At 38.8% G+C, this 25,857-nt stretch carries 28 protein-coding genes and 1 pseudogene; 22 read left to right on the forward strand and 7 right to left on the reverse strand.

Annotated features, from left to right (window positions below; translation table 11 throughout):
• The first annotated feature begins 10 nt into the window (after positions 1-10).
• The 6 genes and pseudogenes from BHU72_RS08265 to BHU72_RS08290 all read left to right on the forward strand — a co-directional run.
• Positions 11-541, forward strand: coding sequence for an isoprenylcysteine carboxyl methyltransferase family protein (locus BHU72_RS08265; RefSeq protein ID WP_069702160.1), 531 nt, complete (start codon positions 11-13; stop codon positions 539-541).
• Between the two features lie 350 nt (positions 542-891).
• Entirely contained in the window at positions 892-2,136 is a 1,245-nt protein-coding gene (locus tag BHU72_RS08270) for an NAD(P)/FAD-dependent oxidoreductase (protein WP_176720443.1), read from the forward strand.
• 128 nt (positions 2,137-2,264) lie between these two features.
• Entirely contained in the window at positions 2,265-2,690 is a 426-nt protein-coding gene (locus BHU72_RS08275; protein WP_069702348.1) for a nucleotidyltransferase substrate binding protein, read from the forward strand.
• On the forward strand, positions 2,691-3,014 hold the full coding sequence (locus BHU72_RS08280) for a nucleotidyltransferase domain-containing protein (RefSeq protein ID WP_069702162.1): 324 nt from the start codon (positions 2,691-2,693) through the stop codon (positions 3,012-3,014).
• Positions 3,015-3,028: 14 nt separating this feature from the next.
• Positions 3,029-3,841 carry a Cof-type HAD-IIB family hydrolase gene (locus BHU72_RS08285; RefSeq protein ID WP_069702163.1) on the forward strand — a complete coding sequence of 271 codons (813 nt, stop codon included), beginning with the start codon at positions 3,029-3,031 and terminating at the stop codon, positions 3,839-3,841.
• 38 nt (positions 3,842-3,879) lie between these two features.
• Positions 3,880-5,181, forward strand: a pseudogene (locus BHU72_RS08290) (BaiN/RdsA family NAD(P)/FAD-dependent oxidoreductase); the annotation flags it as partial.
• A 46-nt stretch (positions 5,182-5,227) separates the two neighbouring features.
• Here BHU72_RS08290 and BHU72_RS08295 read toward each other — a convergent pair.
• Together BHU72_RS08295 and BHU72_RS08300 are read right to left on the reverse strand one after the other, a co-directional pair.
• Positions 5,228-6,127: a M48 family metalloprotease gene (locus BHU72_RS08295; protein WP_069702164.1), complete on the reverse strand. Its 900-nt coding sequence runs from the start codon at positions 6,125-6,127 to the stop codon at positions 5,228-5,230.
• 50 nt (positions 6,128-6,177) lie between these two features.
• Positions 6,178-6,723 carry a LemA family protein gene (locus BHU72_RS08300; protein WP_069702165.1) on the reverse strand — a complete coding sequence of 182 codons (546 nt, stop codon included), beginning with the start codon at positions 6,721-6,723 and terminating at the stop codon, positions 6,178-6,180.
• Between the two features lie 224 nt (positions 6,724-6,947).
• On the opposite strand from BHU72_RS08300, the gene BHU72_RS08305 reads away from it, so the two are divergent.
• Both BHU72_RS08305 and typA read left to right on the forward strand, forming a co-directional pair.
• On the forward strand, positions 6,948-7,454 hold the full coding sequence (locus BHU72_RS08305; protein WP_069702166.1) for a CBO0543 family protein: 507 nt from the start codon (positions 6,948-6,950) through the stop codon (positions 7,452-7,454).
• 267 nt (positions 7,455-7,721) lie between these two features.
• Entirely contained in the window at positions 7,722-9,527 is a 1,806-nt protein-coding gene (typA, locus tag BHU72_RS08310; RefSeq protein ID WP_069702167.1) for a translational GTPase TypA, read from the forward strand.
• A gap of 179 nt (positions 9,528-9,706) precedes the next feature.
• Here typA and BHU72_RS08315 read toward each other — a convergent pair whose 3' ends face one another.
• A complete protein-coding gene (locus BHU72_RS08315; RefSeq protein ID WP_069702168.1) occupies positions 9,707-10,234 on the reverse strand; it encodes a CBO0543 family protein in 528 nt (175 codons plus the stop codon).
• Between the two features lie 433 nt (positions 10,235-10,667).
• Between BHU72_RS08315 and BHU72_RS08320 the strand changes: the two genes are divergently transcribed.
• The 4 genes from BHU72_RS08320 (at position 10,668) to BHU72_RS08335 (ending at position 13,916) form a co-directional block, all read left to right on the forward strand.
• Positions 10,668-10,958, forward strand: coding sequence for a histidine kinase dimerization/phospho-acceptor domain-containing protein (locus tag BHU72_RS08320; protein ID WP_069702169.1), 291 nt, complete (start codon positions 10,668-10,670; stop codon positions 10,956-10,958).
• Complete coding sequence (locus BHU72_RS08325; RefSeq protein WP_176720444.1) at positions 10,945-11,670, forward strand: LytR/AlgR family response regulator transcription factor; 726 nt, start codon at positions 10,945-10,947, stop codon at positions 11,668-11,670. Before BHU72_RS08320 ends, BHU72_RS08325 begins: the two co-directional genes overlap by 14 nt.
• A 277-nt stretch (positions 11,671-11,947) precedes the next feature.
• Entirely contained in the window at positions 11,948-13,183 is a 1,236-nt protein-coding gene (locus tag BHU72_RS08330; protein WP_141709283.1) for an ATP-binding protein, read from the forward strand.
• Complete coding sequence (locus BHU72_RS08335) at positions 13,158-13,916, forward strand: response regulator (protein WP_069702171.1); 759 nt, start codon at positions 13,158-13,160, stop codon at positions 13,914-13,916. The genes BHU72_RS08330 and BHU72_RS08335 overlap by 26 nt, the downstream gene beginning before the upstream one ends.
• 132 nt (positions 13,917-14,048) lie before the next feature.
• Here BHU72_RS08335 and BHU72_RS08340 read toward each other — a convergent pair whose 3' ends face one another.
• A complete protein-coding gene (locus BHU72_RS08340) occupies positions 14,049-14,717 on the reverse strand; it encodes a DUF4276 family protein (RefSeq protein WP_069702172.1) in 669 nt (222 codons plus the stop codon).
• The gene (locus BHU72_RS08345; RefSeq protein WP_069702173.1) at positions 14,714-15,751 is read right to left on the reverse strand and encodes an AAA family ATPase; all 1,038 of its coding nucleotides are present in this window, start codon (positions 15,749-15,751) and stop codon (positions 14,714-14,716) included. The genes BHU72_RS08340 and BHU72_RS08345 overlap by 4 nt, the downstream gene beginning before the upstream one ends.
• Positions 15,752-15,901: 150 nt before the next feature.
• Between BHU72_RS08345 and BHU72_RS08350 the strand changes: the two genes are divergently transcribed.
• Positions 15,902-16,813 (forward strand): DUF4349 domain-containing protein, encoded by a 912-nt coding sequence (locus BHU72_RS08350; protein WP_069702174.1) that lies wholly within the window; start codon positions 15,902-15,904, stop codon positions 16,811-16,813.
• Between the two features lie 74 nt (positions 16,814-16,887).
• Here BHU72_RS08350 and BHU72_RS08355 read toward each other — a convergent pair whose 3' ends face one another.
• Complete coding sequence (locus BHU72_RS08355) at positions 16,888-17,574, reverse strand: SIMPL domain-containing protein (protein ID WP_176720445.1); 687 nt, start codon at positions 17,572-17,574, stop codon at positions 16,888-16,890.
• A gap of 427 nt (positions 17,575-18,001) precedes the next feature.
• Here BHU72_RS08355 and BHU72_RS08360 point away from each other — a divergent pair, with 427 nt between their 5' ends.
• The 8 genes from BHU72_RS08360 to BHU72_RS08395 all read left to right on the forward strand — a co-directional run bounded on the left by BHU72_RS08360 (position 18,002) and on the right by BHU72_RS08395 (position 24,448).
• Positions 18,002-18,721, forward strand: coding sequence for a cell wall-active antibiotics response protein (locus BHU72_RS08360; RefSeq protein WP_069702176.1), 720 nt, complete (start codon positions 18,002-18,004; stop codon positions 18,719-18,721).
• A gap of 2 nt (positions 18,722-18,723) precedes the next feature.
• Positions 18,724-19,296, forward strand: a complete 573-nt coding sequence (locus BHU72_RS08365; RefSeq protein WP_069702177.1) for a DJ-1/PfpI family protein — start codon at positions 18,724-18,726, stop codon at positions 19,294-19,296.
• A 66-nt stretch (positions 19,297-19,362) separates the two neighbouring features.
• Positions 19,363-20,391 carry a UDP-N-acetylmuramate dehydrogenase gene (gene murB, locus BHU72_RS08370; protein ID WP_069702178.1) on the forward strand — a complete coding sequence of 343 codons (1,029 nt, stop codon included), beginning with the start codon at positions 19,363-19,365 and terminating at the stop codon, positions 20,389-20,391.
• Between the two features lie 13 nt (positions 20,392-20,404).
• Positions 20,405-20,938 carry a flavodoxin family protein gene (locus BHU72_RS08375; RefSeq protein ID WP_069702179.1) on the forward strand — a complete coding sequence of 178 codons (534 nt, stop codon included), beginning with the start codon at positions 20,405-20,407 and terminating at the stop codon, positions 20,936-20,938.
• Between the two features lie 15 nt (positions 20,939-20,953).
• A complete protein-coding gene (locus BHU72_RS08380; RefSeq protein ID WP_069702180.1) occupies positions 20,954-22,144 on the forward strand; it encodes a DUF8173 domain-containing protein in 1,191 nt (396 codons plus the stop codon).
• A gap of 14 nt (positions 22,145-22,158) precedes the next feature.
• Positions 22,159-22,614, forward strand: coding sequence for a hypothetical protein (locus BHU72_RS08385; RefSeq protein ID WP_069702181.1), 456 nt, complete (start codon positions 22,159-22,161; stop codon positions 22,612-22,614).
• Positions 22,615-22,791: 177 nt separating this feature from the next.
• Positions 22,792-23,424, forward strand: coding sequence for a YdcF family protein (locus tag BHU72_RS08390; protein WP_176720446.1), 633 nt, complete (start codon positions 22,792-22,794; stop codon positions 23,422-23,424).
• A gap of 73 nt (positions 23,425-23,497) precedes the next feature.
• On the forward strand, positions 23,498-24,448 hold the full coding sequence (locus tag BHU72_RS08395) for a 3'-5' exoribonuclease YhaM family protein (RefSeq protein WP_069702182.1): 951 nt from the start codon (positions 23,498-23,500) through the stop codon (positions 24,446-24,448).
• Here BHU72_RS08395 and BHU72_RS08400 read toward each other — a convergent pair.
• Positions 24,445-25,029, reverse strand: a complete 585-nt coding sequence (locus tag BHU72_RS08400) for an HD domain-containing protein (protein ID WP_069702183.1) — start codon at positions 25,027-25,029, stop codon at positions 24,445-24,447. The two genes, BHU72_RS08395 and BHU72_RS08400, sit on opposite strands and share 4 nt — an antisense overlap.
• A 234-nt stretch (positions 25,030-25,263) precedes the next feature.
• Here BHU72_RS08400 and BHU72_RS08405 point away from each other — a divergent pair, with 234 nt between their 5' ends.
• The gene (locus BHU72_RS08405) at positions 25,264-25,830 is read left to right on the forward strand and encodes a uracil-DNA glycosylase (RefSeq protein ID WP_069702184.1); all 567 of its coding nucleotides are present in this window, start codon (positions 25,264-25,266) and stop codon (positions 25,828-25,830) included.
• The last annotated feature ends 27 nt before the right edge of the window (positions 25,831-25,857 follow it).

A 25,857-nucleotide genomic window follows, 5' to 3' on the forward strand; every position in this document is an offset into this window, starting at 1 on the left:
AGGTGATCCTATGTTGTTTTTTCTTTGTCTATTCTTATTTGTAGTTTTACAGCGACTTGCAGAACTTCAACTCGCAAAACGCAATGAACGCTGGATGCTTTCCCAAGGAGCTGAAGAGTCTGGGCAAAGCCATTATCCATACATTGTAGCTTTGCATGTCTTATTTCTTGCTTCTTACTTTGTCGAAGTAATGAGTACAGGTGCTCAACGTATTACTGGGTGGTGGATTCCATTCTCTGCTTTTATGCTTGCACAGGCACTTAGAGTATGGACACTGAGGTCGTTGGGGAAATATTGGAATACCAAAATATTAGTGCTTCCATCTGCCACACTTGTGAGCAGAGGACCATATAAATATATTAGGCATCCTAATTACTTGATTGTAGCACTGGAGATTCTTGCACTTCCTATGATTTTTGGTGCGTTTTATACGGCAGCTATTTTTACAATATCTAATGCAGCATTGCTACTATTTATAAGGATTCCAGAGGAAGAAAAGGCACTTAAAAAAGTTCGTGAAAAAAATCACGAAATTGGGTAAAAGTGTATTGTAAAAAGTGAGATTCTCTTGTATAATCTTTCTTAACAGTATGTGAATGTGAGAACATTCACAAAGTTGTACATACTATAAAGAAAACTTAGTTCAGATGGAGTTTTTACTCCACCTGAACTCTAGTTGCACTTATTTCGAAGCTTGGCGGCACTTATCTCCCGCTTATAGAAGTGGGAATATTAGTAAACGCCGCTGAGATAAGTGAGTGATTTCACGAGGTAGTAGCGGATATGATTGAGCTAGTTATCAGTCATATTTTACGAAAGCAGTTTGCTTCGCCTTAGGCTTGGTGGATGCAAAGATTTTTTAAAAATTTTAGTATAAAGGAGGTTCGGGTTGTGCAACAGTCTAACAAGAAAAGAGTTGTAATTCTAGGAGCAGGGTACGGTGGTGTAATAGCTGCACAAGGCTTAGGCAAGTTAGCTAAGAAATTAAACCTAGATATTACTTTGGTGAATAAGCACAATTATCACCAGATGGTGACAAGATTACATGAACCTGCTGGCGGCTTTGCAGAGGGTGATGAGGTACGGATTCCTCTGAAAAGGCTTGTTAACGATAATGTGAAGCTTATTAAGGATTGGGTAGAGGCTATTGATCCTGTGAATAAACAAGTAACACTAAAGGAACAAGTGGTTGCTTATGATTACTTAGTGATTGGTTTAGGGTCCGATCCAGAGTATTTTTGTATCCCAGGACTGCAAGAGCATAGCTATACGTTACGCAGCTTAAATGCAGCACGACTAATCAAGACCCAGATTGAAGGAAGTCTAGCCAAATACAAGGTCGAAAGTCAATCAGAGGAAGGTCTACTGAATATAGTGGTCGGTGGGGCCGGGTTTACAGGTATTGAGCTGTTAGGGGAACTAGCGGAATGGTTACCAGTTGTAGCTCCTAAATACGATGTAAACGTCAAAGATATTCGCCTCATCTGTGTCGAAGCAGCACCAACGGTAATGCCAGGCTTTGATGAGGAATTATCCATTAAAGCCGCAGATATTCTACGCAATAAAGGTGTGGAGTTAAAGATAGGCACTCCAGTGAAGGAAGTCACTCAAGACTACGTCATGATTGGTGATGAGAAAATACCTACGAAACTTATGATCTGGACAGGTGGAGTACGAGGTAATTCCGTACTCGAAGATTCAGGCTTTACTACACAACGCGGTAGAGCGAATATCAATGAATTTCTACAGTCCACGAACTTCGAGGATGTATTCATTATTGGTGATAGCTCGATATACTACGATGAAAACGGAAGACCATTGCCGCCAACAGCGCAAATCGCAATGCAGCAAGGCGAACATCTTGTGCACAACATTGAGCGCCTATTAACAGGGCAAGAGATGACGCCATTTGTATTCATCAATCGAGGAATCATTGCATCCATCGGTCCTAAAGAAGCAGTTGGAATCGTGTTTGGCAAGCGCGTATCAGGTCTTCTAGCGGTGTATCTGAAGCGCTTAGTACATTACCGTTATTTGTTTATCTTCGGTGGTATTCCATTGGTGATTCAGGGTTTTTTGGGGCAATTCATTCCGCAAGTGAGCATTAAATCAGATTATACAACGCTAAATGGATAGGTAATTAAATATATATGGAATAGGAACAAGGGCCAGCTTCGCATAGGCTCTTGTTTTTTGTTAAGGTTTATTTTTCTTTATGCTATAATTAGTTTAAATTAGACGGCTTGAAATTGGAGGTATGCTACATAAGTAAAGACGATATTCGTTGGATACAAAGACTTAAGAACTACCAAAAAGCCCTAGGGCAATTAGAAGAAGCTGTAGACTTAATGGCGGAACGACAGCTCAGCAATTTAGAGAAACAAGGGCTAATACAGGCTTATGAATTTACACATGAATTAGCATGGAATGTTCTGAAAGACTTTTTGACTAGTAGAGGAAATACAAATATTTATGGTTCAAGGGATGCGACGAAAGAGGCATTTTCCGTAGGGATAATTAGCAATGGCGATATTTGGATGGATATGATTAAAAGTCGCAACTTAACTAGTCGTACATATAACGAGGGGACATTAGAGGAGATTGTTCAGTCAATAAGAAATGGATATTATCCAGCATTTAAACAATTAGAAGTAACAATGGATGAATTCGCTAAGAAAGAGTTGGCTTAGATGAAATACGGATTAAAAGAGGAAGTAATCGACAATCTACTTGAAGTGATCACTGGAAATCCTAAAATAGAAAAAGTAGTGCTATATGGTTCACGTGCTAAAAATACATATCGAGTAGGGTCAGATATTGATCTAGCTTTATATGGTGAAGATATTAATGTCATAGATATCAATTTAATTTCTAATAAGCTAGACGACCTATATTTACCCTATCATATTGATCTCTCAATTTATAATAAAATTGAAAATCCTGAATTTGTCGAGCACATAAACCGTGTAGGAATTACACTATTCTCTAAAGATGATAATACTGTCATCTTATAGCAAGGAGCCCTATAATGTACGAAAATATATTGTTAATCTGTGATATGGATGGTACTTTGCTTAACAGTAAAGATGAGATAAGTAAGGAAAACATAGAGGCAATAGAAGAATTTAAAGCAAAGGGTGGTCTGTTTACGATTGCAACGGGTCGCAAAGAGTCATCGGTAATAGAATATTTACAACAAGTACCGATTAACGCTCCAGCCATTTTATATAACGGTTCGCTAATCTATGATTTTAACAACCAACAGGTGCTGTGGGAACGAGAATTGGATTATGACGTACAGGAAATCTTATTAGATATCGTCAAGAGATTCCCAAACATCGGGATTGAAATATATCAAAAGAGTAACATACGACTGATTAAGGATAATGAATATACGCAAATCCATCGTTCCAAAGAAGAGTATCCATATATCATCCATTCATTAGTCGATTTAACACCACCTTGGCGTAAGGTTCTGATTGCAGCAGAGACAGATACGTTGACGGAAATTGAGCAGTATATGATGGAACTTTTTGCGAATCAGCCAATGCCTTTTCGGATATGTCGATCGGAACGATACTTCCTAGAGTGGCTACCAACGAATGTATCGAAAGGGAAGGCCATAGAAGTATTAAAGGAGCAGTTTGGTTTTGCAAACCATAACATTATTACCGCAGGCAATGAAACGAATGACCTTGAAATGCTTGCAGAACCGAATATCGGGTTTGCTGTTGAGAACGCTCACCCAGATGCAAAGAGTGTAGCCAAATATATCTGTGCCAATCACAATGAACATCCAATTCGAGAGATTATCCATAGATTGCAAGAGGTAATACGATGAATAGCAAAAATAAGAATACAATGAATAGTAAAAAAATAGCTGTCATCGGTGGCGGGCCAGCGGGAATGATGGCTGCTGCAACGGCAGCTATTAGAGGTCTGGACGTTACCCTGTTTGAGAAGAATCATCTTCAAGATCAAGTATTACTTGGGAAAAAACTGCTCATTACCGGGAACGGCCGTTGCAATATCACAAACAACACGGACGTGAAGGGACTCATGGCTAACATTCCAACGAATCCTCGATTTTTGCACAGTGCCTTTTATTGCTTTGGCCCCAGCGATCTTATCGATATTATGAAGCGCTATGGAGTGCCAGTAAAAGTGGAAGATCGCAACCGAGTGTTACCGATGTCTGATAAATCGAAAGACGTGGTCAACGCACTAAAGCAATACATGAGTGATCAAGGGGTGAAAGTATATTTACAAGAGATCGTGTCAGTGCAAAAAGAAGCAACAGGACAACGTTTTATCCTACAGTACAAAAACCCGCTGACTAAGCAACAAGCACAAGGAATTTTTGATGCGGTGGTGATTACGACAGGCGGGAAATCCTATCCGCAAACTGGATCTACAGGAGATGGATATAAATTTGCTAAACAGTTTGGCCATAGTATTGTAACGCCGAAAGCAGCGCTTGTACCACTTGAAACATCGGATGCATGGGTGAAGAGCTTGCAAGGAGTTGCATTGCGAGATGTGGCGATTACTGTGTATAAAGCTAAGAAGGAACACGAAACGAAGGGAACTCATGAAACAAAGGGAAGTCGGGAAATCAAGGAAATCGTGTTCAAAGACTCAGGGGACATACTCTTTACCCATTATGGACTGACGGGTCCAGTAATGTATTCAGCAAGTCCCCACATGCAGGATTTTCGTGGGTACAACTATTCTGTAGAAATCGACATGTTTCCTTCTCATACAGTGAAAGAGTGGGAGCAGCAATTACTGAAAGAAATTGAGGCGAATGGGAAGAAACAGATGGCAAATGTTTTACAAGGATTGATTCCAAAGAAGATGATCCCAATCCTATTAGATGTTGCGGAGATTCATCAGGACAAAGTTGCCCATCAAATCACCCAAAAGGACAGGAAAGCAATTGTACGTTTAACGAAATCTATGGCTATCCAAATCAAACGCCTCCGACCAATAGAAGAAGCAACGGTGACATCGGGTGGAGTAGATATACAAGAAATAAATCCCTCCACCATGGAATCTAAATTAGTGGAAGGATTGTACTTTGCAGGTGAAGTTATCGATGTTGATGGGTATACAGGCGGTTTCAATCTGCAAATTGCTTTCTCTACTGGCTACATAGCAGGTCATAACATCCTGAGATAAAGCAAATTCTCTAGTTTATGCTACTAAGCAAATAGTAAAGCAAGTGTTACATTTTATCGAGCGCTTCGATTCGCTTATTAATCGGTGGGTGTGTACTAAATAACGAACTTAATTGAGATGGTTTCATCAGCGGGTTTACAATAAATAGGCTAGCAGTAGCCTCGCTGCCGATTCCGTCTCTTTTTGCTGTTTCTGGATTACTATATTGCGCAATTTTTTGTAAAGCGGAAGCTAATCCCTTCGGATAGCCTAACATCCTGGCGGCCGTGGCATCAGCAAGGTATTCCCTTGTGCGCGATACTGCCATTTGCACGAGCTTTGCAAGGAGCGGTGCAAGGATTACAGTGACAAGCCCTATAATCAAAAACGCCGGATGCCCGCCATTTCGGTTATTATTACCACCACGACGGAAAAATAAAGCCCGGGATGCAAATTCCGCAAGGTACACTAACGTACCAGCCAGCACGATGACAACGGACGAGTACAAGATATCATAGTTCTTAATGTGGGCCATTTCATGGGCAATCACACCCTCTAATTCCTCGCGATTTAATGTATTCATCAATCCGCGTGTAACAGCTACCACGCCATGTTCCGGATTCCTCCCTGTTGCAAAAGCATTGGGTACATCTGTCTCAATAACGTATGCCTTCGGGGTTGGAATGCCAGCCGCTAAAGCTACACCCTCAATTGTATGGTATAGATAAGGCTCTTGTACTTTCGAGACCGGCCGTGCATTCGTCATCCGTAGTATCATCTTGTCACTGTTATAGTAACTATAGAAGACTCCGATGCCGGAGAAGATTAAGGCAATCCCAGCAAAGGAAATGCTTGAAGCAGGGTCTAATAAATATCCGATGAAATACGCTGAACCAAGAATCAATCCTATGAAAAAGATGATAAATAGTACGGTATTTCTTTTGTTTTGACTGATTTGTTGATACATCTAAAGGTTCCCTCCATTGCTTGAAACCAAACTAGAAACTAATAGCTAAACTAGAAACTAACACGAACAGCCTTTCTTGCTTCTTCATTTTCAATAGCAAAAGAGTCAGCTGCCTGAAAGTTAAACATGTTGGCGAAGATGTTATTCGGAAACACTTGAAGGGCAGTATTATAGTCCATCACAGAATTATTGTAACGCTGTCTTGCGTAAGCAATTTTATTCTCAGTTCCCGCTAGTTCTTCTTGTAGCATCATGAAGTTCTGTGATGCCTTTAAGTCTGGATAATTTTCTGAAACGGCAAACAGTGACTTTAAAGCGCCTGCCATCATGTTTTCTGCGGCCGCTTGGTCCTTTACGCTGTCAGCATTCATGAACGCAGTACGGGCTTTGGTAACAGCTTCAAGCACCCCTTTTTCATGCTCCATATAACCTTTCACTGTTTCCACTAAATTTGGAATTAAATCAAATCGACGTTGTAGCTGTGTATCAATTGTTGCCCACGCATTTTTGACTTCATTTCTTTTAGAGATTAGTTGATTGTAAGTAAGTACTGCAAATAGTGCTAACACTAAAACTGCGCCAATTGCCCAAAACATAATACATCATCCTTCCGTATCTTCTTATACTATAGTGTGTCATATAGATAATTCTTATATTAGCAAGAGTTAATATTTTTTCCTAGTAATGATATGCACTTTAAAGCAATTATTTCCTTTTTAAATCGTGAAAAATGTATTTAAGCTAATGTTTTTTGTATGAACACTGTATAATTACTCAACCATAGAGCATTCTAAGAAAAGGAAGGAAAGGAGAGTGCTTTATGAACGGAAATAAACAAGACAAACTATTTTTAAGAGCTACAACTGTTTTAACATTGCTTAGTTTGATGATTTTATTATTTAGAAAACCACCCATGAAAGATTGGGTTATCGTTTATTTATTCAATGCCGTTACAAATGGTATTATCGATAATTTCATGACATCGTACAAAATACTCAAATATCCTGTTCGCTTTTTCCCTAATGTATTTAAAACACATGTGCTCTTCGACTTTTTAATTTATCCAACGTTCACTGTTCTTTACAACCAAGTCACCGAAAAAGATAAGCCTTTAGCCATTTTTTATAAATTACTGTACTTTACTGTTCCTATGTTTTTCATTGAATATTGGGCAGTAAAGAAAACAAACTTAATCAAATGGGAAAAGGGATGGGAATGGTATCATACTTTTATAAGCGTTACTATTAAATCACTTGTAACACGTTTTGTTATTGGCATTATAAGAAAAGTGGATCAAAAGACTCCTATGACAGACAATTTACATTAATAATATTTTATCAAAATCAGGCGATTGCTTTCAAAGTGATCGTCTTTCGCATTCTGTAAGTCTGTAAAGTGAATTAAGTATTATGAAATTGATTCAATTATGTGTTGTTTACGAAATTTTTGTAAATAATAAGAAAAGAAATAGCCAAATAAGCGTAGTTATGAGATAATAGCTAGATGTTTATGAATTTCAGGAGAAATAACATAATTTGAGGCTAAAACTGTGTATATAAACAGCAAATACAATAATAGAAGTGGAGAATCATAAGTGAAGAATCGAGTTAGAAATGAAAAGGTAAGAAATATTGCAATTATTGCCCATGTTGACCATGGCAAAACAACGTTAGTAGACCACATGTTAAAGCAAAGTGGTACTTTCCGTACGGGTCAAGAAGTAGATGACCGAGTGATGGACAGTATGGATTTAGAGCGTGAACGCGGAATTACAATCGCTGCGAAGAACTGTTCTGTATACTGGCGCGATGTAAAAATAAACATTTTAGACACACCTGGTCACGCCGATTTTGGCGGAGAAGTGGAACGTGCATTGAAAATGGTAGATGGAGCAATTCTATTAGTAGATGCTTCAGAAGGCCCATTGCCACAAACGCGTTTCGTATTAAAAAAAGCATTGGAAGCGAATCTTCGTATCATCGTATGTATCAATAAGATTGACCGAAGTGATGCGAGGCCAGAAGAAGTATTAAATGAAATTTACGACTTATTTATAGATTTAGATGCGTCTGAAGAGCAATTGGAATTCCCAATTCTATATGCGATTGGCGTAAAAGGGCTTGCACAACATTCATTAGAAGAGTCGAATGATAATCTACATCCGATATTTGATACGATTGTGGAAGAAGTTCCAGCGCCTTCATATAATCCAGATGAGCCATTCCAAATGCTGGTGACAAACCTAGATTATTCTGAATACCTTGGTCGTTTAGCAATTGGCCGCGTATTCCATGGGAAAGTACAGGGTAATGATCAATTAGTGTGCATTAGTGATAAAGGGGAGCAAATTCCTCTTCGTATATCAAAGCTACAAGTATATGATGGCTTAAAGCTATTAGAAGTGAAAGAAGCAGACGCTGGGGACATCGTAATTCTTGCTGGGATTGAGAATGTTAAGATTGGTGATACAATCGCTAACAAAGAAACCCCTAAGGCATTACCAAGAATCACTGTGGACGAGCCAACGGTATCGATGTTATTTACAATTAACACTTCCCCGTTATCAGGGAAGGAAGGTAAAATTGTACAAGGTGCAAAAATCCGTGAACGCCTTTACAAAGAGACTTTACGTAATGTTGCAATTAAAGTTGAGGATACGGATGAGCGCGATAGCTTTATCGTGAAGGGCCGTGGTGAGCTGCAAATGGCAATCATCATTGAGCAAATGCGCCGTGAAGGATTTGAATTTACAGTTGGAAGACCAATCGTAATATATAAGCATGAGAACGGCAAGAAGCTTGAACCAATTGAGCGATTATTCGTGGACTGTGATGAGAACTTTGTAGGTATTGTTACGGAGAAGCTATCCCTGAGAAAAGGTCGCCTTATGAATATGGAGAATAAGGGTAGCGGTAGAACTATGATGGAGTTTTCTGTGCCATCTCGTTCCCTATTAGGATATCGTAACGAATTCCTAACAGATACGAAAGGTACCGGGATTATGAATTCTTATCTTGAAGGATTTGAAGAATATCGTGGAGATTTCCCTACACGTATCAATGGATCCCTTGTATCAGACCGATTAGGAACTGCTGTACCGTACGCTTTATTTAACCTAGAACCGCGTGGGATATTGTTCGTACAACCAGGAGAACCTGTTTATGAAGGAATGATCATTGGCGAAAACGCTCGACCGCAGGATTTAGATGTCAACCCTTGCAAAGAGAAGAAAGCTACCAACGTCCGTTCATCTGGCAAGGACAACAGTATCTCTTTAACGCCAGTTTTGCCTATGACATTGGAGAAAGCAATTGACTTTATCCGTGAAGATGAGCAAATTGAAGTAACGCCAAAATCTATCCGTCTACGTAAAACGATATTACAAGAGAACATGAGATAATTAGAGCATAAGAAGCTATAGATGTACAAGTAAATGAATCGTTAAGAGGGAAATATAAAGGGATACTTCACACTTTAGTGGAGTATCCCTTTCGTATATTATGAACCTTAATGCATTGATAAAAATAATGCATTGATATCCGTAAATGGAATGATCGTGTCATTATAATACAAATTATATTAGTAATTAGGCCTAAGTTCTATTGGTAAGTGGATTGGAACGTCGAACCACCAAATTACTAGAACGACAACTAGACTAGATAGTGCATAGGTCAAGATCGGGCGCGTTTGGTGTAGCCGTATTAACGGGAACATCACTAATAAAAACGCAATCGACCAACCAATGTTCCATCCATGTTGATATTCAATTCTTCCAGTAATGTAAAAACCATATTCCCAAACACCGTAAATGAAGACCCATTTTAGTGTGCGTAGGATTTTCCCCTTCCAACTCAGTGGAAAATTATATAAAAAAATCAATACTGAACAAGGCAACACAATGAATGTATACAGTAACTTAGTGAATGAATAATGAGCTAGGAAATCATCCACTTGATATTGCCAGAGAAAATAGTTCGCAGTCATTGTGTTGTAAAGCAAATCACCGAGAACAACAAAAAGCAAAGTCGTATGATACTTCTGCCAATTCTGCCAGTCCCCATAATACCACGTTGCGATAATTGCAATAATTGCTGTACCTATGTGCATGAAAACATCCCCTAGATATATTGATACTATTGTTTCACAGACGAGGGAATATATGTAAATAAACGCTGAATAAGTTTAAAAATTAAGTATATTTGTCCTGAATAGTTCTCAATAGAAATGGCATATTAAGCGTTAATCGTACTTTGAAGAGGTAATATAATGCAAAGCACTGCGTTACCGGCCAGTTGAATAAATAGCAAATTAGTGTAAACAACAATTAAAGTATATAAAGCAAAAAGATTGGCCATGTGGTCAATCCTTTTTGCAGTGTCTAAGGAAAAAGGTCGGGAACTTCTTCACTAATATTTCATATCGCTGTCCAACTAAGCTGCTTAAAATAGTAAACATTATCTAATTGTAACGTGTAAAAAAATGGGATACAATAATAAAAGAGATGGCAATCGGAAAACAAGTGTTATGTTGAGGTGGTAGAATGAAGAACACAGCACAGCATGAAAGAAAAAAGTTATATACCTGTGAACCTATCCTACAACTTCAGCACGACATGCGCACCCCTTTAAATGTGATACTCGGATACGCACAGTTACTAGGATGTGATCGAACAATGAACCTGACGGACGCTCAAATCAATAAGATTCAGGGTATTATTACAGCTTGTCGAAAGCTTAATGGAATTCTGGATGAGTCCATTAGTACATGTGTACATGGAACAGCAAGAGAGATAGAAAATCCGGAAGTAGGTGAGCCTGGTGAAAAGGATTAGTGCAGTAATTGCTGAGGACTGTAATGAATCGAGAGATATACTGAAACAATTTTTAGAAATGGATTCCGATTTAGACATCATCGGTGAAGCCAATAATGGTGAAGAATTATTAGAGTTACTTTTCAACAGACGGCCAATGGTTGCATTTGTTGATATAGATATGCCGAAAATGACAGGATTTGATGCGGTTGCTATGGCGAGCAAGATTTCTCCACAGTTACAGGTCATATTAATCACTGGACATAAAGACTATGCCATTAAAGCTTTTGAAATTAACGCTACAGATTTTTTAGTGAAACCCATTGAGAGATCTAGATTACTAGTGTCGTTACAAAGGATAAAGGAAAATGCAAAAAAAGCAAGGATTAGTGAAGTTCAGGAGAAAAAAGATAAAATCATATTAAAGTCTGAAAAATCAATATTCATGATACCGTATCAAGACATTATTTGCATTGAAAGAATTGGTAGAAAGAGTGAGGTATGGACGAAAGAGAGAAAGATTGATACGGTAGAGAATTTTACTGAGCTAATGAGTAATCTTCCAAATCGTTTTTTTCAGACACATCGCTCCTTTATTGTAAACTTAGACTACCTGTACAAAATTACAAAGTCGGGTGACACTAATATCGGATATCTAAAACACATTGATAAAACTATTCATATATCTAAAAATAAAATCATGGAATTGCAAAAATATCATGAAAATATTTAACATGAAAAGCTTCTTTCAACATCTGAAAGGGGCTTTTTTATTATGCGAATAGCCCGGAAAGTGCGTTGAAATGCTACACAATCAACTGGACAGACCATTGTAACATCAAGTAATCTTAACAATAATATTGCGGGAAGGATTGATTAACATCTTTATTCTTTTAATTTCTTTAAACATTATCCCTGTCTTTATAGGGTACTACTTATTACGACTATATAGTAGAAATCGCTTGATTCTATCCATTCAACTACTAATATTTTTATTTGCATGCTGGCAAATGGCAAGAGCCGTTTCAGATTATAACTTTATGCTTTCAAATGGTCTTTTGTTTTCAAGAATCATTAGTAATGCGGGGCTTCTTCTTACTGCACCGACGATCTCATTAATTATATATTTTATTATTGCTGAAACTTCAAGTAAACATTTGTTGATTTTAGGTGTCAAGAGATTTGTACAAGCTCATTATTATTGGGCTTTTATAGTATTTATAAATACGTTTGCATTAACCGATAAGAACATACAATTATTATTTGTTGCTCATTTTTTAGTACATATATTGGTGGCGATTATACTAATAGTAGTCGTTAAATACCTGAATAATTTCTATTTAAAAGAACTGCTTAGTCCTTTTTCATATGGTATTCTCGCATATACATTCATAGAGATATTCGCTTATCAGAGACTATCTGAATATCTCATAGCGATTATGTCTAGCATTGTTTTCACGTTATTTTTAGTGTTTGCAGTATTGATGGCATATGAGCGAACGAATAGAGATTATAAGAATTTTCTATCCAAATTTTTCGTAGATAACTCTTTAAACCTTTATTCTACAGAGTTTATGCATGAGATAAAGAATAATTTAGGTGTGATTAAAGGCTTTAGTGATTTAATTAATAGATCATGTAAAACAATAGAGGTAGCGGGTGTGAATCATATTCCGTTGTTTGTTCAAGAGATCAATACAGCAGTAGATAATATGGATGGTTTTATTAAGGAATTTAAAGATTATGCGAATACAAAGGAGAATAATCTCAGAGAAGAGGACATAAGGCAACTGATTGAAAAGGTATATTACCAATTTTACAACAGAGGAAACGTAAGAATTACTATTAACAGCGATACGAAAATATTCGCTTGGGTGAATCGATTTTTTCTAAAGCAGATTCTGTTTAATATTATAAAGAATGCTGCAGAAGAAGCCGGGCGTCAGGATCTTTCGTTTTGTGAGATCAATTTTAGTCTCTACTACAGAGAACGCTATACATATATTGATATTTTTGACTCATGTAACCAAATAAAAAAAGAATATGCAGAAGATATATTGAAAATTTTTAAATCATCAAAAGAGGATGGTTTTCGGATTGGGCTTGTTGCAAGTAAGAAACTTGCTATCTATCAATTTGGAAATTTAACAATTGAAGAAGTAAATGGGAACAACATTATCAGGCTTATTTTTAGAAGATCCGATATAGGAGAGATGGAAATTGAAAATATACACAATGGACGATAATAAGCAGATTAACTTTCTATATAAAAGCTTGTTTATGGAAGAATATGAAATCACAACATTTGATAATATAGGGGATTTCATGCGTAAGATTTCCTTAGTATTACCAGAAGTAGTCATACTGGATTTGAACTTTCAAGGGAAATCTATTGGATACGACATTGCAGTAAAAGTACGTGAAATCAGTAAAACTGTTTCTATAATCATTATATCGTCCTTCATCGACCATCACATTATTAAGAAGTTTATGTCACTAAATATTTATGAATTCCTAAGTAAACCAATTGACCTTCGGCGTCTTGACGCGATTATTCATGAGATAGCCAATGCTACAGATGCTTATTGCGAATTAGCAAAACGATTGTATACGAATCGATTGTGTATTTTAGAGGATACAAACCAAATGAGATTGCTTTACGGATATCAGTTTAGCGAGTTTCAATTAAGTTTATGTAAACATTTTGATGAGTTGAAAAAGCTACAGGACAAGCATGAAGTAAACACTATTATATTAGATTATAAGCTAGCAGATAATGAGAATTTCGATGATGTACTAGATTATACAAGGAAATACTATCAAAATGCGAAGATTATCTTGATTTCTGGAAGCATCATGAATCTAAGGTTAGATCAAAAATACAGAGATGTAATACAATATTTCTTTGAAAAGCCTGTTGATTGCTTTGATACAATTAAAGCAGCGATTCGCGAATCTAACGTAAGAACTCTTGTGTAGTATTAGATTTCTATACAAACGAAAGCAAACACATCCTTTCACGAGGTAAAGTCTCTAAATTGAAATATATCGGCTAAAGGCAAGGATTGATATTTAGCTAAAAAAACCGCAGTAACCGGCGGTTTTTTTGATTTAAAGAATACGTTCCAGTCGGTGTAACCATTGGTCAAAATGTTTGCAGTGTTGACGTATCATGGGAAGACCAATCTCAGCAGCAATCATTGGCCCAGCAGTCCTCTTAGAATATCGATAGGCAGGTATTTCGTTGATAATCCGTTTCGATGGGGCAGTCGCTACCCCATGGTTAATATGTTCAGGGGATGGGAAGTGTATCGTCATTTGCTTAAGATTGTTAATCTGTTCTTGTCGTTTGAAGAAGTACACGTCAAATTTTAATGGATCAGTTAAGATGAGCGCCTCAAATTCATGAAGCTGAATATAGGGAATGAAGAAGGGTCGACGTATATCTTTAGCAATCGCCCGTTCGATTCGTTTGACAAGATTATACGGATTATTATAGATATTGATGAAATGGTATCCAGGAAAGTCCTTTGGTAATGCGTAAAAATCTATCATAGTGGTATACCAAGCCGTTTTGTCTTCATCCATCCAGTTCAACAGATCGCGCTTTAACTTTTCGTAGCTTGCAAGCCCGCCGCGAAATATTTTCCCATCCCGCCGGCTAGTCTCAACCATCCTTGCGCGCACATCAATGCCGTGTAGCCCTAAATGGGCGGCTAATAAATCCCTTACGAAAGTTTCTTCTGTCTGTCCTTCTACGATGATATTCAAACGTTTCATAAGGAAGGCCTACCCCCTATGATGTTTTTCTCCCACAACTCACCTAACGTATAGTCTTCAAGCCACTTAGCTAAAGATTGATGTTGTAACCGCTGGAATGTCGATTGGCCATTTTTACGATCGACAACGACTACATCTTCCACTTCCAAATGGTTTAATAAGGTAATCGACTGTGTAGAAATGATCAACTGCGTTTCTGTGGCTAAACTCTTTATAATGCAAGCTAGTACATTGATTGCATAGGGGTGTAGTCCTAATTCCGGCTCGTCAATGCAAAGTAATGCAGGAGGATTCGGTTGAAGTAATATGGTGACTAATGTAATCATGCGGACCATGCCATCCGATAGATGACTCGTGTTAAACACCATATCCGAACCTTTTTCACGCCAATAAAATACAGATGGATCTGACCAAACAAAGTCATCGAAAAACGGTAGCATTTGCTGCAATGTATGGAGAATCCTTTTGTAATGGCTAGGTTCGTTCAGATAAATAGAATGCAGTTTTGATACAATTGATAAATCGGGTGCATGATGAAAACGATAGAACTCCCAACTATTTACGTATTCAAGGAAGGGGTGTATCTGCTCATGACTAAACGAATCGAGTTTTGTTTCGGTGTGCCCAGTTCCCAAGCTATGTACTCCCGAGTTCAGTGAAATACGCTCTTTCGCAAAGACAAGCTGATCACTTAAGCCACAAGTTAAGTCAAAGTCATATTCAATTTTCCCAGATTCTTGAGTAAACTGAAGATTGCTTGATAAAACACTCGTTTTCTGATTTCCGAAGTATAATAAGTGAGAGGCTCCGTTACAGTTTGCTACAATCTGCTGGAGATTCCTCTTTGTTAGCATTTGAATCAATTGGAGAAATGAAATAAGATTTGATTTACCAGCACCGTTTGCTCCAATTAATACCGTTAAAGGTGCTAATTCGAGTTGTAGTTCGCGAATTGACTTGTACCCTTTAATCTCGATTTGGTGTAGAATAGAAATCCATCCCCTCTGCTGAAAATACTTGGTAAATAACGACATTCTAAGGCTCTCAATGCTATTGAAAATCAATAATCTACTGTATATAGTATACATGGAATCGTACTCTAATTGAAACAATTGTACTAACGATGTCGTCTAACTTGATAATACATTGGTTTACATTTTGAGTTTTAAAAGGAGTGGTTTGTCTTGTCAGAAAAAATGGTATTCAAGCGTACGAATGGTTTAAAGGTCATGCTCATCACATTAGTATTACTCATCACACTCGTTGGATGTGGGAATACGAAGTCGAGTATGGAATCTGTAGCGAACGACGCAGCTCAATATCCGAATAGTAGTCCTGCGATGGAGCCGCGCGATATGAAAAGTGAAGAGTACGGTGAATCTGGCTCAAATCTATCAAACGGTAGTACAGAGTTAGCAGATCAAGCTGAGAGGCTAGTAATCAAAAGTGGTGATATCTCATTATATGTAGATAGCACAGAAAAGGCTTTTACAGATATTACAACGATTGTAGAATCAAGTGGTGGGTTTATTCAAGATTCTCACGTTTGGAATTCTGATCGTGGTATGTCAGCAAATCTTCAATTAAGAATTCCTGCGAAACAGCTGCAGCAGGTTGTAGAGCAGTTGGAAGCATTAGGTCGAGTGCAAAGCAAGCGCATTGGTGGGCAAGACGTAACGGAAGAATTCGTTGATTTAGAATCACGGTTACGTAACTTAAACAGACAGGAACAAAGGTATCTAGAATTATTAGAGCAAGCAAAGAACGTGGAAGATATATTACGTATTGAAAAAGAGCTAAATCTTGTTCGTGGGGAAATTGAACGCATTACGGGTCGATTGATTGGCCTCAAAGATAAAATCAGTTTCGCGACATTGCATGTGAATATTAGTGAAGCTCTGAAGCAAGGGGAAGTATTACCTCCTTCGTTCTCTAAGGCTATGCAGGACGCGAAACAGGGGATTATCAATTCCGTGCACTTGCTGCTCCAAGCTATTACGGGTGCGATTGTGTTTATTGGATATTTAATCCCATTCGTTCCAGTGATATGGATTGGATATTATATCTATCGCAAACGTCAGAAGAATAATAGCTAGAAGAATAAAAGGCATTCACGGTCTATTAACAGACTAGTGAATGCCTTTTATTGAAGGAAGCAGGTTTTCATTCGTTACTTCATGTTAAATTGTGCTTGAACGGACGCGCGGATTACTATTTCTCCAGTCATAATCGGAGTTGAAGCATCGCCAGCCATTTTTGCCATTTCTGGTGCATAGAATACTGGAGGGGTTACTGAAGCTGAATCTGTTGATATGCTTACGACGTCAGCTACTTTTTTATTTAAGGCAGCAGCAACTACATCAGCTTTCTTTGCTGCATCTTGTACAGCTGCGGTTAATGCTTGCGAGCGTAATACCTCTTCTTTCGTCGAATAGAACTGAACGTTGTTCACTTCATTGGCACCTGCTTGACTCGCTTTGTCGATAATTGCTCCAAGCTTATCAATGCTTTTTACATCGACAAGTAGCATGTTTCTTGCTTGATAACCAATTATTTCCGCCTGACCATTACGGTTTATGCTATAATCGTATTGAGGGTAGACGCTGTAGTTTTGAGTTTGAATTTGCTTTTTATCAATGCCTGCGGCTGCCAAAGCAGTCATCACACGATTTGCCGCTTGTGCATTGTCCTTTTGTGCTTGTTCGGCAGTTTTTGCAGTTGTGACGACACCAATGGAGATTTTTGCTGCATCAGGCTCCACGAAGATTTCGCCGACGCCTCCGACATTCACGACAGGAATACCACTTTTACCGTCGACTTCCGCGTTGGCTGGTTCGCTAAAATGCGAGAACAGCAAGGCAGCAGTTACAATTAATACGGGGATTAAAATACTAGATAATTTTTTCATTCGACATAACCTCCTAGAATATTTTACTACATATAAACATTGTTGCTAATTAAGACGATGTTTCGCTCATAATGGTTTCGTGGAAATTGCTGGTTACAGGTTAGTGATGTAAAGGTTTATTACAATTCGATATAATTAACGTAACATAAAGAAAACTTAGTTCAGATGGAGTGTTTACTCGAAGTGAACTCTAGTTGCACTTATTTCGCCTGTACCCCTTGTGGGTGAAGCTTGGCGGCACTTATCTCCCACTTTCACCAAGGGTACGTAATGGTTCTAACTATTTTTAAAATAGAAGAACCATTCTGTAGAAGTGGGAGTATTAGAAACGCCGCTGAGATGAAATATGGGAGATTTCCAAAAGGAGTGTGTAAAAATGGCATCTATGCAAAGAAATTTTGTACCAGGGCTGATTGTATTAGGGTTAGGGGTATTGCTCCTGCTGAAGAACTTAGGATTTATAGAAATAAGTATTGGACAATTTTTTGCTGATTTTTGGCCTATAATTCTTATGATATGGGGATTTCAATTATTGCTTCGGGGTAAAGGGAATGGTTTCCCTTTTACAGGCATCATATTGATTGCCATTGGGGCTATTTTACTAGGAAATAAAAGAGGTTGGTATGAGATTGACTTATCATCGATATTTCCTTTTATTTGGCCCGTCATTCTAATTTTGGCGGGAATTAGCTTGCTGCGAGGACCTAAATCTTTTGGCAATAGTAATGTTGCATTCATGGGTGGATTTGAAAAGAAAAAAGAACAGTGGAAGCTGGAGGATGGAGATTTTTGGGCTGTAATGGGTGGCATCGAGTTAGACGTTCGAAAAGCGATTCTGGATAAGTCTGAATATCAATTAAACTGTACGGCTATCATGGGTGGCATCAAAATAACTGTACCAAGAGATGTTACGGTAATCTGTGAGGGAAGTGCAATTCTTGGTGGTGTAGAAATCATGGGAGAGGGTGCAGGTGGTATTGTTGCTACCTTGAAAGAAAAATCGATCGTTGCAGCGGGGACGAGTCGAGCAACTTTGAGGATATACAGCCGTGCTATTATGGGTGGTATTGAAATTAAGGCTAAGGGGTCGGAGTAATCATGAGAATTGCATTTGTGCTCTTTCATGGGATGACGATGCTTGATTTTATCGGTTTTTATGATTGTGTAACACGTCTCAAGACGATGGGTTTTATCAAGGATTTAAGTTGGGACACCTGCGCTTTAACACCAACGGTACGCGATGACCGGGGGATTGAGATGAAGATCGATAAACAGAATGCGGATTTAAGTGAATATGATATGATTTTTATACCAGGTGGTATGGCAACAAGGCAATTAATTCATGATGAAACTCATATCGAGTGGCTAAAAAAGGCAAGATATGTTCGATATATTGTATCTGTTTGTACTGGCTCGCTATTATTAGGGGCTGCTGATATCTTGCGAGGGAAAAGAGCAACAACGCACCCCAATGCATACAGCCTATTAGAATCTTACGATGTTGTCGTCAATAAAAAGCGGATTGTCTTTGAGGATAATATCATTACTGCGGGTGGGGTAGCAGCATCGATTGACTTAGGACTTTTTATATGCGAACTGCTTGCAGGGTACGATGCTCGTTCAGTAATACAAAAACAGATGGATTATCCTTATGTGTATCAAGGGATATAAGATTATGTACTACATACGTGAAGTGGTAAGTATTATACAGTAAACAGTATAAAGGAGTGTGAGGGATTGGCAAAACTTACATTAGAGGATTTATTTGAACGCAATGTGCCACTTGCTGAACATTGTTCCTATGAAATTGGTGGAATCGCTGACTTCTTTGCATTGCCAGAGAATGTCGAGGAGCTACAGATATTACTGGAAGCTTGTCAAACATCCGGGGTGCCATATTTTTTATTTGGCTATGGTTCGAATCTATTGTTCCCAGACAATCCGCAAAGAGGAAAAGCGTTTATTTCTTTGAAGAAAATGATTGACTGTCAATGGGATTCAACCCAAAAAGACCAATTGTTCCTATCAGCTGGTGTGCCTTTGTCGTTTTTGGCGATTATTGGTTTGTTATGCAACCATTCAAAGCTTAATTTTACACATCTATTGCCTGGATGCATCGGATCAGGCATTTACATCAATGCTAAGTGCTATGACGACCAAATGAGTGGAGTGATAGAGCGAGTTCATTACATTGACCCTTTTGAGAAAAGTCCAACGATTGTTACAATTGATATAGAAAGTTGCGAATTTGCTTATAAGCAATCGATTTTCCAAGGCAAACCATGGATTATTGTCGGAGCTGATTTCAAGGTTTCCAATATGACAGAGTCAAATGTCCACCGAATTCGAGATTTGCTCACGAAATATAGAGAGTCGGATTCGATTACGAAGCTATATGATTTCTATCAGCATTTTAAAATGTTGTTTGAATTTGTTGCTTACGAAAAACAAGCAAGTGCTGTGAATTTCATAAAGATTGATGAAGATCGTAATGCGAAGAAGCATTTCTCGTTTCCGTCCTGCGGGTCGGTATTTAAGAACAATTATGGATTTGGAACTCCGATGGGAGTCATTGTAGATCAGTTAGAACTAAAGGGTAAAGCCTATGGAGGGGCTATGATCTCCCCTTATCATGGGAATTTTATAATTAACTATAAAGATGCAAAATCGGAAGATGTAAAGTATCTAATTCAACTTGTACAAGAGAAAGTTCATGCAGCCCATGGCTTTGTACCAGAACCTGAGGTAGTGATTGTGAAAAGTTAGGAGGCTATTCGCCTTGAAAGCAGTTATCATTGATGCATTAGATAAAGAGCATATATCTGGTCTAGTCGACGTGCTGATGCAGGAATTAAAGCAATTGGCGATTGTCATTGATCACTATGACCTTGGAACATTAGATTTTGAGAAATGTAGGGAATGTTATCATTGCTGGCTGAAGACCCCGGGGAAATGCGTAATACAAGACCCTGGCAATGACTGGGTCCGAGCGATTGTGCAGAGTGATCTAGTAGTAGTCGTGACGGCAATTCGAGATGATGGGATTGGCCGGGATGTAGCAGAAATGTTTAAGCGAATGATTCCGACATTAGCACAGCCTTTAAAGAAGGCGAAACGACCGAGGTTATTCGGTGTCGGACTGTCACTGGAAAGAGATACTATGCTAGAAAAGAATTTTCAAGAGAAAATAAGAAGGTTAGCTATTGATTTCCGCTTTACAGCCTATGACAGTATCATTATAGATTCGGAAGAAGATTTCTTACAACATACAGAGATTATTCATGCAAAGATTTCCAAAGCGAATCAACTTTAGATAGGAGGTTATGTCGTGGAGAGAAAATGGGCGAGACGTTCATTAAAAGTTTGGGGTATGCTAATCTTGATGGTAATCGGTATGACGACTATTGTTTTTGCCACTCCAATGCAACTTCAATCGGGAGATGTAGTAGAGGTAGAAGCTGGTCAGCTAGTAAAGGGGCCAGTGTTCTATGGTGGGAATAATATCCGTATTAGTGGCGACATTATGGGCACGGGATTTATTGCTGGCGGCACAGTGCAGATTGACGGAACGGTTGATGGCGACTTATTTGTTGCTGGGCAACAGGTTGTGCTTAACGGTGTAATTACTGGGAACTTATATATTGCTGGAATGGACTTGCAAATTAACGGTCAAATTCTAGGCGATGTATTCAGCGCAGGTCAGAAAATCCATCTAAGCAAGGATAGTGTGGTGGAGAGAGATTTCTTAGCAGCGGGAGAGACGATTTTTAGTTCCGGGAATTTAGGGCGGCAGTTTTTCGGGGCGGGAACGAATATTGTATTAGCTGGCACAGTTCAAGACGATGTGCGAATCGCTGCTGACCGGCTAGAAATACGAGACAATGCTGTGATTGAAGGGGATCTTACATACACAAGTTCTAAAGAAGCAATCATTGGGACAAATGCGACGCTTGCGGGTGTTACAGAATGGAAGCTTCCGGAGCCAACATATAACGAGCGTGAACAGCAAACAAGTATTATAGGGACATTGTTCGCTGCAGTATCTAGTATCATCGCAGCAATCCTCGTATGGTTTGCATTATCGATGGTAATCCCTAGTCTGTGGAAGGGCACGAGTGAACCGTTGCAGAAGACACCTTTCCGTACGTTAGGATTAGGGGTAATGATTTTAATTGGAACACCGATTATTGCTATTATTGCGATGGTTACAGTCGTAGGGTTACCACTCGGGTTGATTATTATGGCAATGTATACGGTCGGAATCTACATTACGAAGATTATCGTAGCTACTGCCATAGGATATATGATTGCCAAGAAGTTTGGGTGGAACGATATTCATCAGGGTTTCTGGCTCGTATTGCTGGGCTTGATTATACTGAAGGTATTATCTTTTGTCCCAATTGTTCGTGTAATCGTAAGCATTGCAGTTATCCTGGGTGGTCTAGGCGCAATTCTAATCTTCTTCTTGAATCGAGACAATAAAGAAGAAGTACCCATTGAAGAAATCAGTGAATATTAAAAAAGAGGTGGATAATGGTAATAACAATTCTAATACCAGTGATTCTTATAGCAGTCGTATTAATTATAGCTTCGGGAATTCGGGGCAGTGAACAAGGAGGAGAAGACATGATTAAGAATGTATATGTATATTTAGTTTTATTTGCAACCCTTATGATGATTATTGGAGGTAGCGTGGCATCGTTTATGGCCATCGCAGATATAGTGGCACCAGCACCATACTTCCAGTCCTATGAGGAGTATAAGCAGTGGGGCATGGAGAAACCAAATCCTGAAAGTGGGCAACCGCAAACACAACTGACAGAAGAGGAAATGAGACAGAAATATGAGATGATGGTAAGAACTGAGACGGAAAGGCAAGTAGAAAGGGCAAAGAACACATTGATCAAGAGTCTTGGTTGGATTGTTATTCCATTGCCAGTATTCATGTTTTATCAAAGAAAGCTTTCGCGAAACCGCGAAGCAGAATAAGAAAGATTCTATAATCCAGAGGGAGACTTCTGGATTATTTTAGTTGTAATAGATTGATTTTGCTAGCGATACAATGTAAAAAAATCTAGCGATACAATGGTAAAAAGATTATGAAATTATGATATGATAAAAACTGAAAACTAGCATATTATGGCTCTTAGCAGATGGGAGGCAGTTATGAGACGTAAAATTGCGCGGGTGATTACGGGAATTATCGTATTAATTCTGGGGGCCCTCATAATTTCTTTTATATTCATACAATTTAAAATACATTCTGAAAAGAATGTTTCCGAAGATATAGAAGTGAAGTATCTCTTGATATTAGGTGCTGGCCTACGAGGCGATGAACCTTCGTTAAGCTTGTGGTATCGTCTGAATGAGGGCTTAGAATATTTAAAGCAGTATCCGAATACGAAGGTTGTTGTGTCAGGGGGACTTGGGCCTGGGGAACAATATACCGAAGCAGAAGTTATGAAGCAATTTTTAGTGGACCGTGGCATTACGGAAGACCGGATTATTAAAGAAGAGCGTGCTACGAATACCAAAGAGAATATACAATACACGAGGGAGATCCTCTTGCAGTTGGAGCAACAACGGAATACGGTAAATAGCACTTTTGATATCGGCACAAATCCGATTCAACTGATGATTATTACGAACGACTATCATCTCTATCGCTCGAAAAAATTAGCGGAACGTTTCGGATTTGAAGCCTATGGAATACCAGCAAAGACGCCGGCTGTGGTAGCTTTTAAATATTTTATTCGTGAATATTTTGCAGTCGTTAAATCTTTTGTATTCGATCGATAGCAACTAATACATTGGGATTCGAAGGTTTAATACTAAATTTTTGCTCATTTAATAGTATTACATGTGTGGGGGTATGGGGATGAAGACGATTAGTCAATTTCAATCTGGTGAGTCAGTCATCAATTATTTTCTCGTGAAAGCAGCCTCAATGAAGAGTGCTTCGAATCAGAATAAGTATCTAGATGTTACATTATGTGACCAAACAGGGGATATCAATGCAAAGCTATGGGACGCTTCCGAGGATTTTGAGGCAGTATTTCAACCGAATGCATTAGTAAAGATTAAAGGAACAGTGACGGAATGGCAAGGAAAGCTACAACTGAAGATTGAAAAGGTCAGAGCAGTCAATGACAGTGATGATGTAGATATAGCTGACTTCGTGCCATCAGCGCCGCACGATCCTGCATTTATGTATCAAGAGGTAATGCGATATGCTGATCAAATTGTTGATCAAGAGATTCAATCAATTGTAAGAATTATCCTTGAAGAAAGTAAAGAAAAGCTTCTATACTATCCTGCTGCGCAAAAAAACCACCATTCTATTCGCGGTGGTCTGCTGTTCCATGTGATGACGATGTTGCGCACGGGCGAGCGAATATCGGAAGTCTACCCAATCATTAACAAAGATTTATTATACGCCGGGGTCATTCTCCATGATATCGCGAAGCTAGATGAAATGGCTGCCAATCACCTAGGCATCGTTTCTGATTACACTACCGAAGGCCATCTACTCGGGCATATCATCCAAGGGATTAAGAAAGTAGAGCGAATCGCTAAGGAAATTAACGCGAGTGTAGAGAAGTCGTTAATCCTTCAGCATATGATTCTAAGCCATCACTCGATACCGGAATTCGGTAGTCCTAAGCCACCAATGATTCCAGAAGCAGAGCTACTACATTACATTGATATGATTGATAGTCGTATGTATGATATGGAAAAGGCGTTATCGAATACGGAGAACGCGAAGCTCTCCGAAAAGGTTTGGTCATTGAACAATCGTAGGGTATATAAGACAGATTTCTAAAATACAACCCGAATTTCACTCTGGAATATCTCGCGAAATAAAGCGGATTTTTCAGAGATTCTTTTTATAACGGTAGGGGATGGGTAGCCACATAGATGAATACAGAATTGGTGATTGTCCATGTACATATCCTCAATGCGAATGTTGCTTTCTCTAGTATAATCAATGGCATCCGCAATACGAAGAATCCCTGCCAGTTGTAAAATGATATATTGCTCGTCTTTGGTATGTTCACGAATTTTGTTCGATATCGACTTGCGATGTCCACCAGCAATAATGGCAAGCATGGAACGTAAACGGTCTGGTACACAATCGAAAACATGATCATGGGCAATCAAATATTTCGTGTGTTTGTCGTGTTTATTCTCATGGATAAAGTGCCCAATATCATGGAGATACGCACAGTATTGTAGAAGTGCAAGCTTCTCGTCAGCCCACTGCTTATCTTGTATTAACGCATGGAATAGCGACGTAGCGTAGGAATGCACACGTTGCTCATGGGATTCATCGAAAGCAACCTCATACTTTTTAAACACGAGTGCTAGTTGATCCTCTGGTAGATACTTCCGTATATCCAACATCCATCATCTCTCCGATTTCTGAGTAGAATTTGTCCAACCTTACGTATTTATGAGGAAGACTTGTGGTCAGATAGAGTTTTTTACTCCGCCAACCTTTAGTCGCAATTATTTCGCCTGTACAATATGTTTATTTTCATTTTAGAAAATTAAAACCTCAATTTCATTAATTCTCATGATAAAATAATATTAGATGAATACAGTGGCCTTATATTATGCGTAAAGAAGGAGATATTCATGCGAGACTGGGACGAGTTATATCATGCGTGTCGGAACTGCAAAAGCTGTAATCTTTATCAAACGCGTAAAAACGTCGTAATCGGCATGGGAAACCGCGATGCGGATGTCATGTTGATTGGCGAAGCACCAGGGCGACAAGAGGAAAGTATTGGGCTGCCATTCGCAGGAGCGGCAGGGATGCTTCTCGATAAAATGGTTGCCAGCATTGGTTGGTCACGCGATCAGGTGTATATTGCCAATGTGGTCAAATGTCACCCGCCGAAAAACCGCGATCCACTAAAAGCGGAAGTAGATGCTTGTATGAATCATTTAAGGCATCAGGTGCGATTCGTCAAACCGAAATTCATCATATGTTTAGGGAGAATTGCAGCCCAAGCTGTCATCGATCCGAATTTCCTTATCACTGCTCAAAGGGGCCAATGGTTCGAGAAAAAAGGGTATCTCATGACAGCCATTTACCACCCGTCTTCTTTGCTGCGCGATGAAAGCAAGAAGCAGCCCGCGTGGGAAGACTTGAAAAAGATTCGCAAACGATACGATCAATACCTGAAGACAGGCCAATAAATTAAAGTTACTGGGAGAATAAAATTC

Source organism: Desulfuribacillus stibiiarsenatis, from assembly GCF_001742305.1.
In the GTDB taxonomy this organism is placed as follows: domain Bacteria; phylum Bacillota; class Bacilli; order Desulfuribacillales; family Desulfuribacillaceae; genus Desulfuribacillus_A; species Desulfuribacillus_A stibiiarsenatis.

Coding starts and splice junctions, on each gene's coding strand:
- BHU72_RS08265 (WP_069702160.1), top strand. CDS start 11: ATGTTGTTTTTTCTTTGTCTATTCTTATTTGTAGTTTTACAGCGACTT.
- BHU72_RS08280 (WP_069702162.1), top strand. CDS start 2,691: ATGAAATACGGATTAAAAGAGGAAGTAATCGACAATCTACTTGAAGTG.
- BHU72_RS08285 (WP_069702163.1), top strand. CDS start 3,029: ATGTACGAAAATATATTGTTAATCTGTGATATGGATGGTACTTTGCTT.
- BHU72_RS08295 (WP_069702164.1), bottom strand. CDS start 6,127: ATGTATCAACAAATCAGTCAAAACAAAAGAAATACCGTACTATTTATC.
- BHU72_RS08300 (WP_069702165.1), bottom strand. CDS start 6,723: ATGTTTTGGGCAATTGGCGCAGTTTTAGTGTTAGCACTATTTGCAGTA.
- BHU72_RS08305 (WP_069702166.1), top strand. CDS start 6,948: ATGAACGGAAATAAACAAGACAAACTATTTTTAAGAGCTACAACTGTT.
- BHU72_RS08315 (WP_069702168.1), bottom strand. CDS start 10,234: ATGCACATAGGTACAGCAATTATTGCAATTATCGCAACGTGGTATTAT.
- BHU72_RS08320 (WP_069702169.1), top strand. CDS start 10,668: ATGAAGAACACAGCACAGCATGAAAGAAAAAAGTTATATACCTGTGAA.
- BHU72_RS08330 (WP_141709283.1), top strand. CDS start 11,948: ATGGCAAGAGCCGTTTCAGATTATAACTTTATGCTTTCAAATGGTCTT.
- BHU72_RS08340 (WP_069702172.1), bottom strand. CDS start 14,717: ATGAAACGTTTGAATATCATCGTAGAAGGACAGACAGAAGAAACTTTC.
- BHU72_RS08345 (WP_069702173.1), bottom strand. CDS start 15,751: ATGTCGTTATTTACCAAGTATTTTCAGCAGAGGGGATGGATTTCTATT.
- BHU72_RS08360 (WP_069702176.1), top strand. CDS start 18,002: ATGGCATCTATGCAAAGAAATTTTGTACCAGGGCTGATTGTATTAGGG.
- BHU72_RS08365 (WP_069702177.1), top strand. CDS start 18,724: ATGAGAATTGCATTTGTGCTCTTTCATGGGATGACGATGCTTGATTTT.
- BHU72_RS08385 (WP_069702181.1), top strand. CDS start 22,159: ATGGTAATAACAATTCTAATACCAGTGATTCTTATAGCAGTCGTATTA.
- BHU72_RS08390 (WP_176720446.1), top strand. CDS start 22,792: ATGAGACGTAAAATTGCGCGGGTGATTACGGGAATTATCGTATTAATT.
- BHU72_RS08395 (WP_069702182.1), top strand. CDS start 23,498: ATGGGGATGAAGACGATTAGTCAATTTCAATCTGGTGAGTCAGTCATC.
- BHU72_RS08400 (WP_069702183.1), bottom strand. CDS start 25,029: ATGTTGGATATACGGAAGTATCTACCAGAGGATCAACTAGCACTCGTG.
- BHU72_RS08405 (WP_069702184.1), top strand. CDS start 25,264: ATGCGAGACTGGGACGAGTTATATCATGCGTGTCGGAACTGCAAAAGC.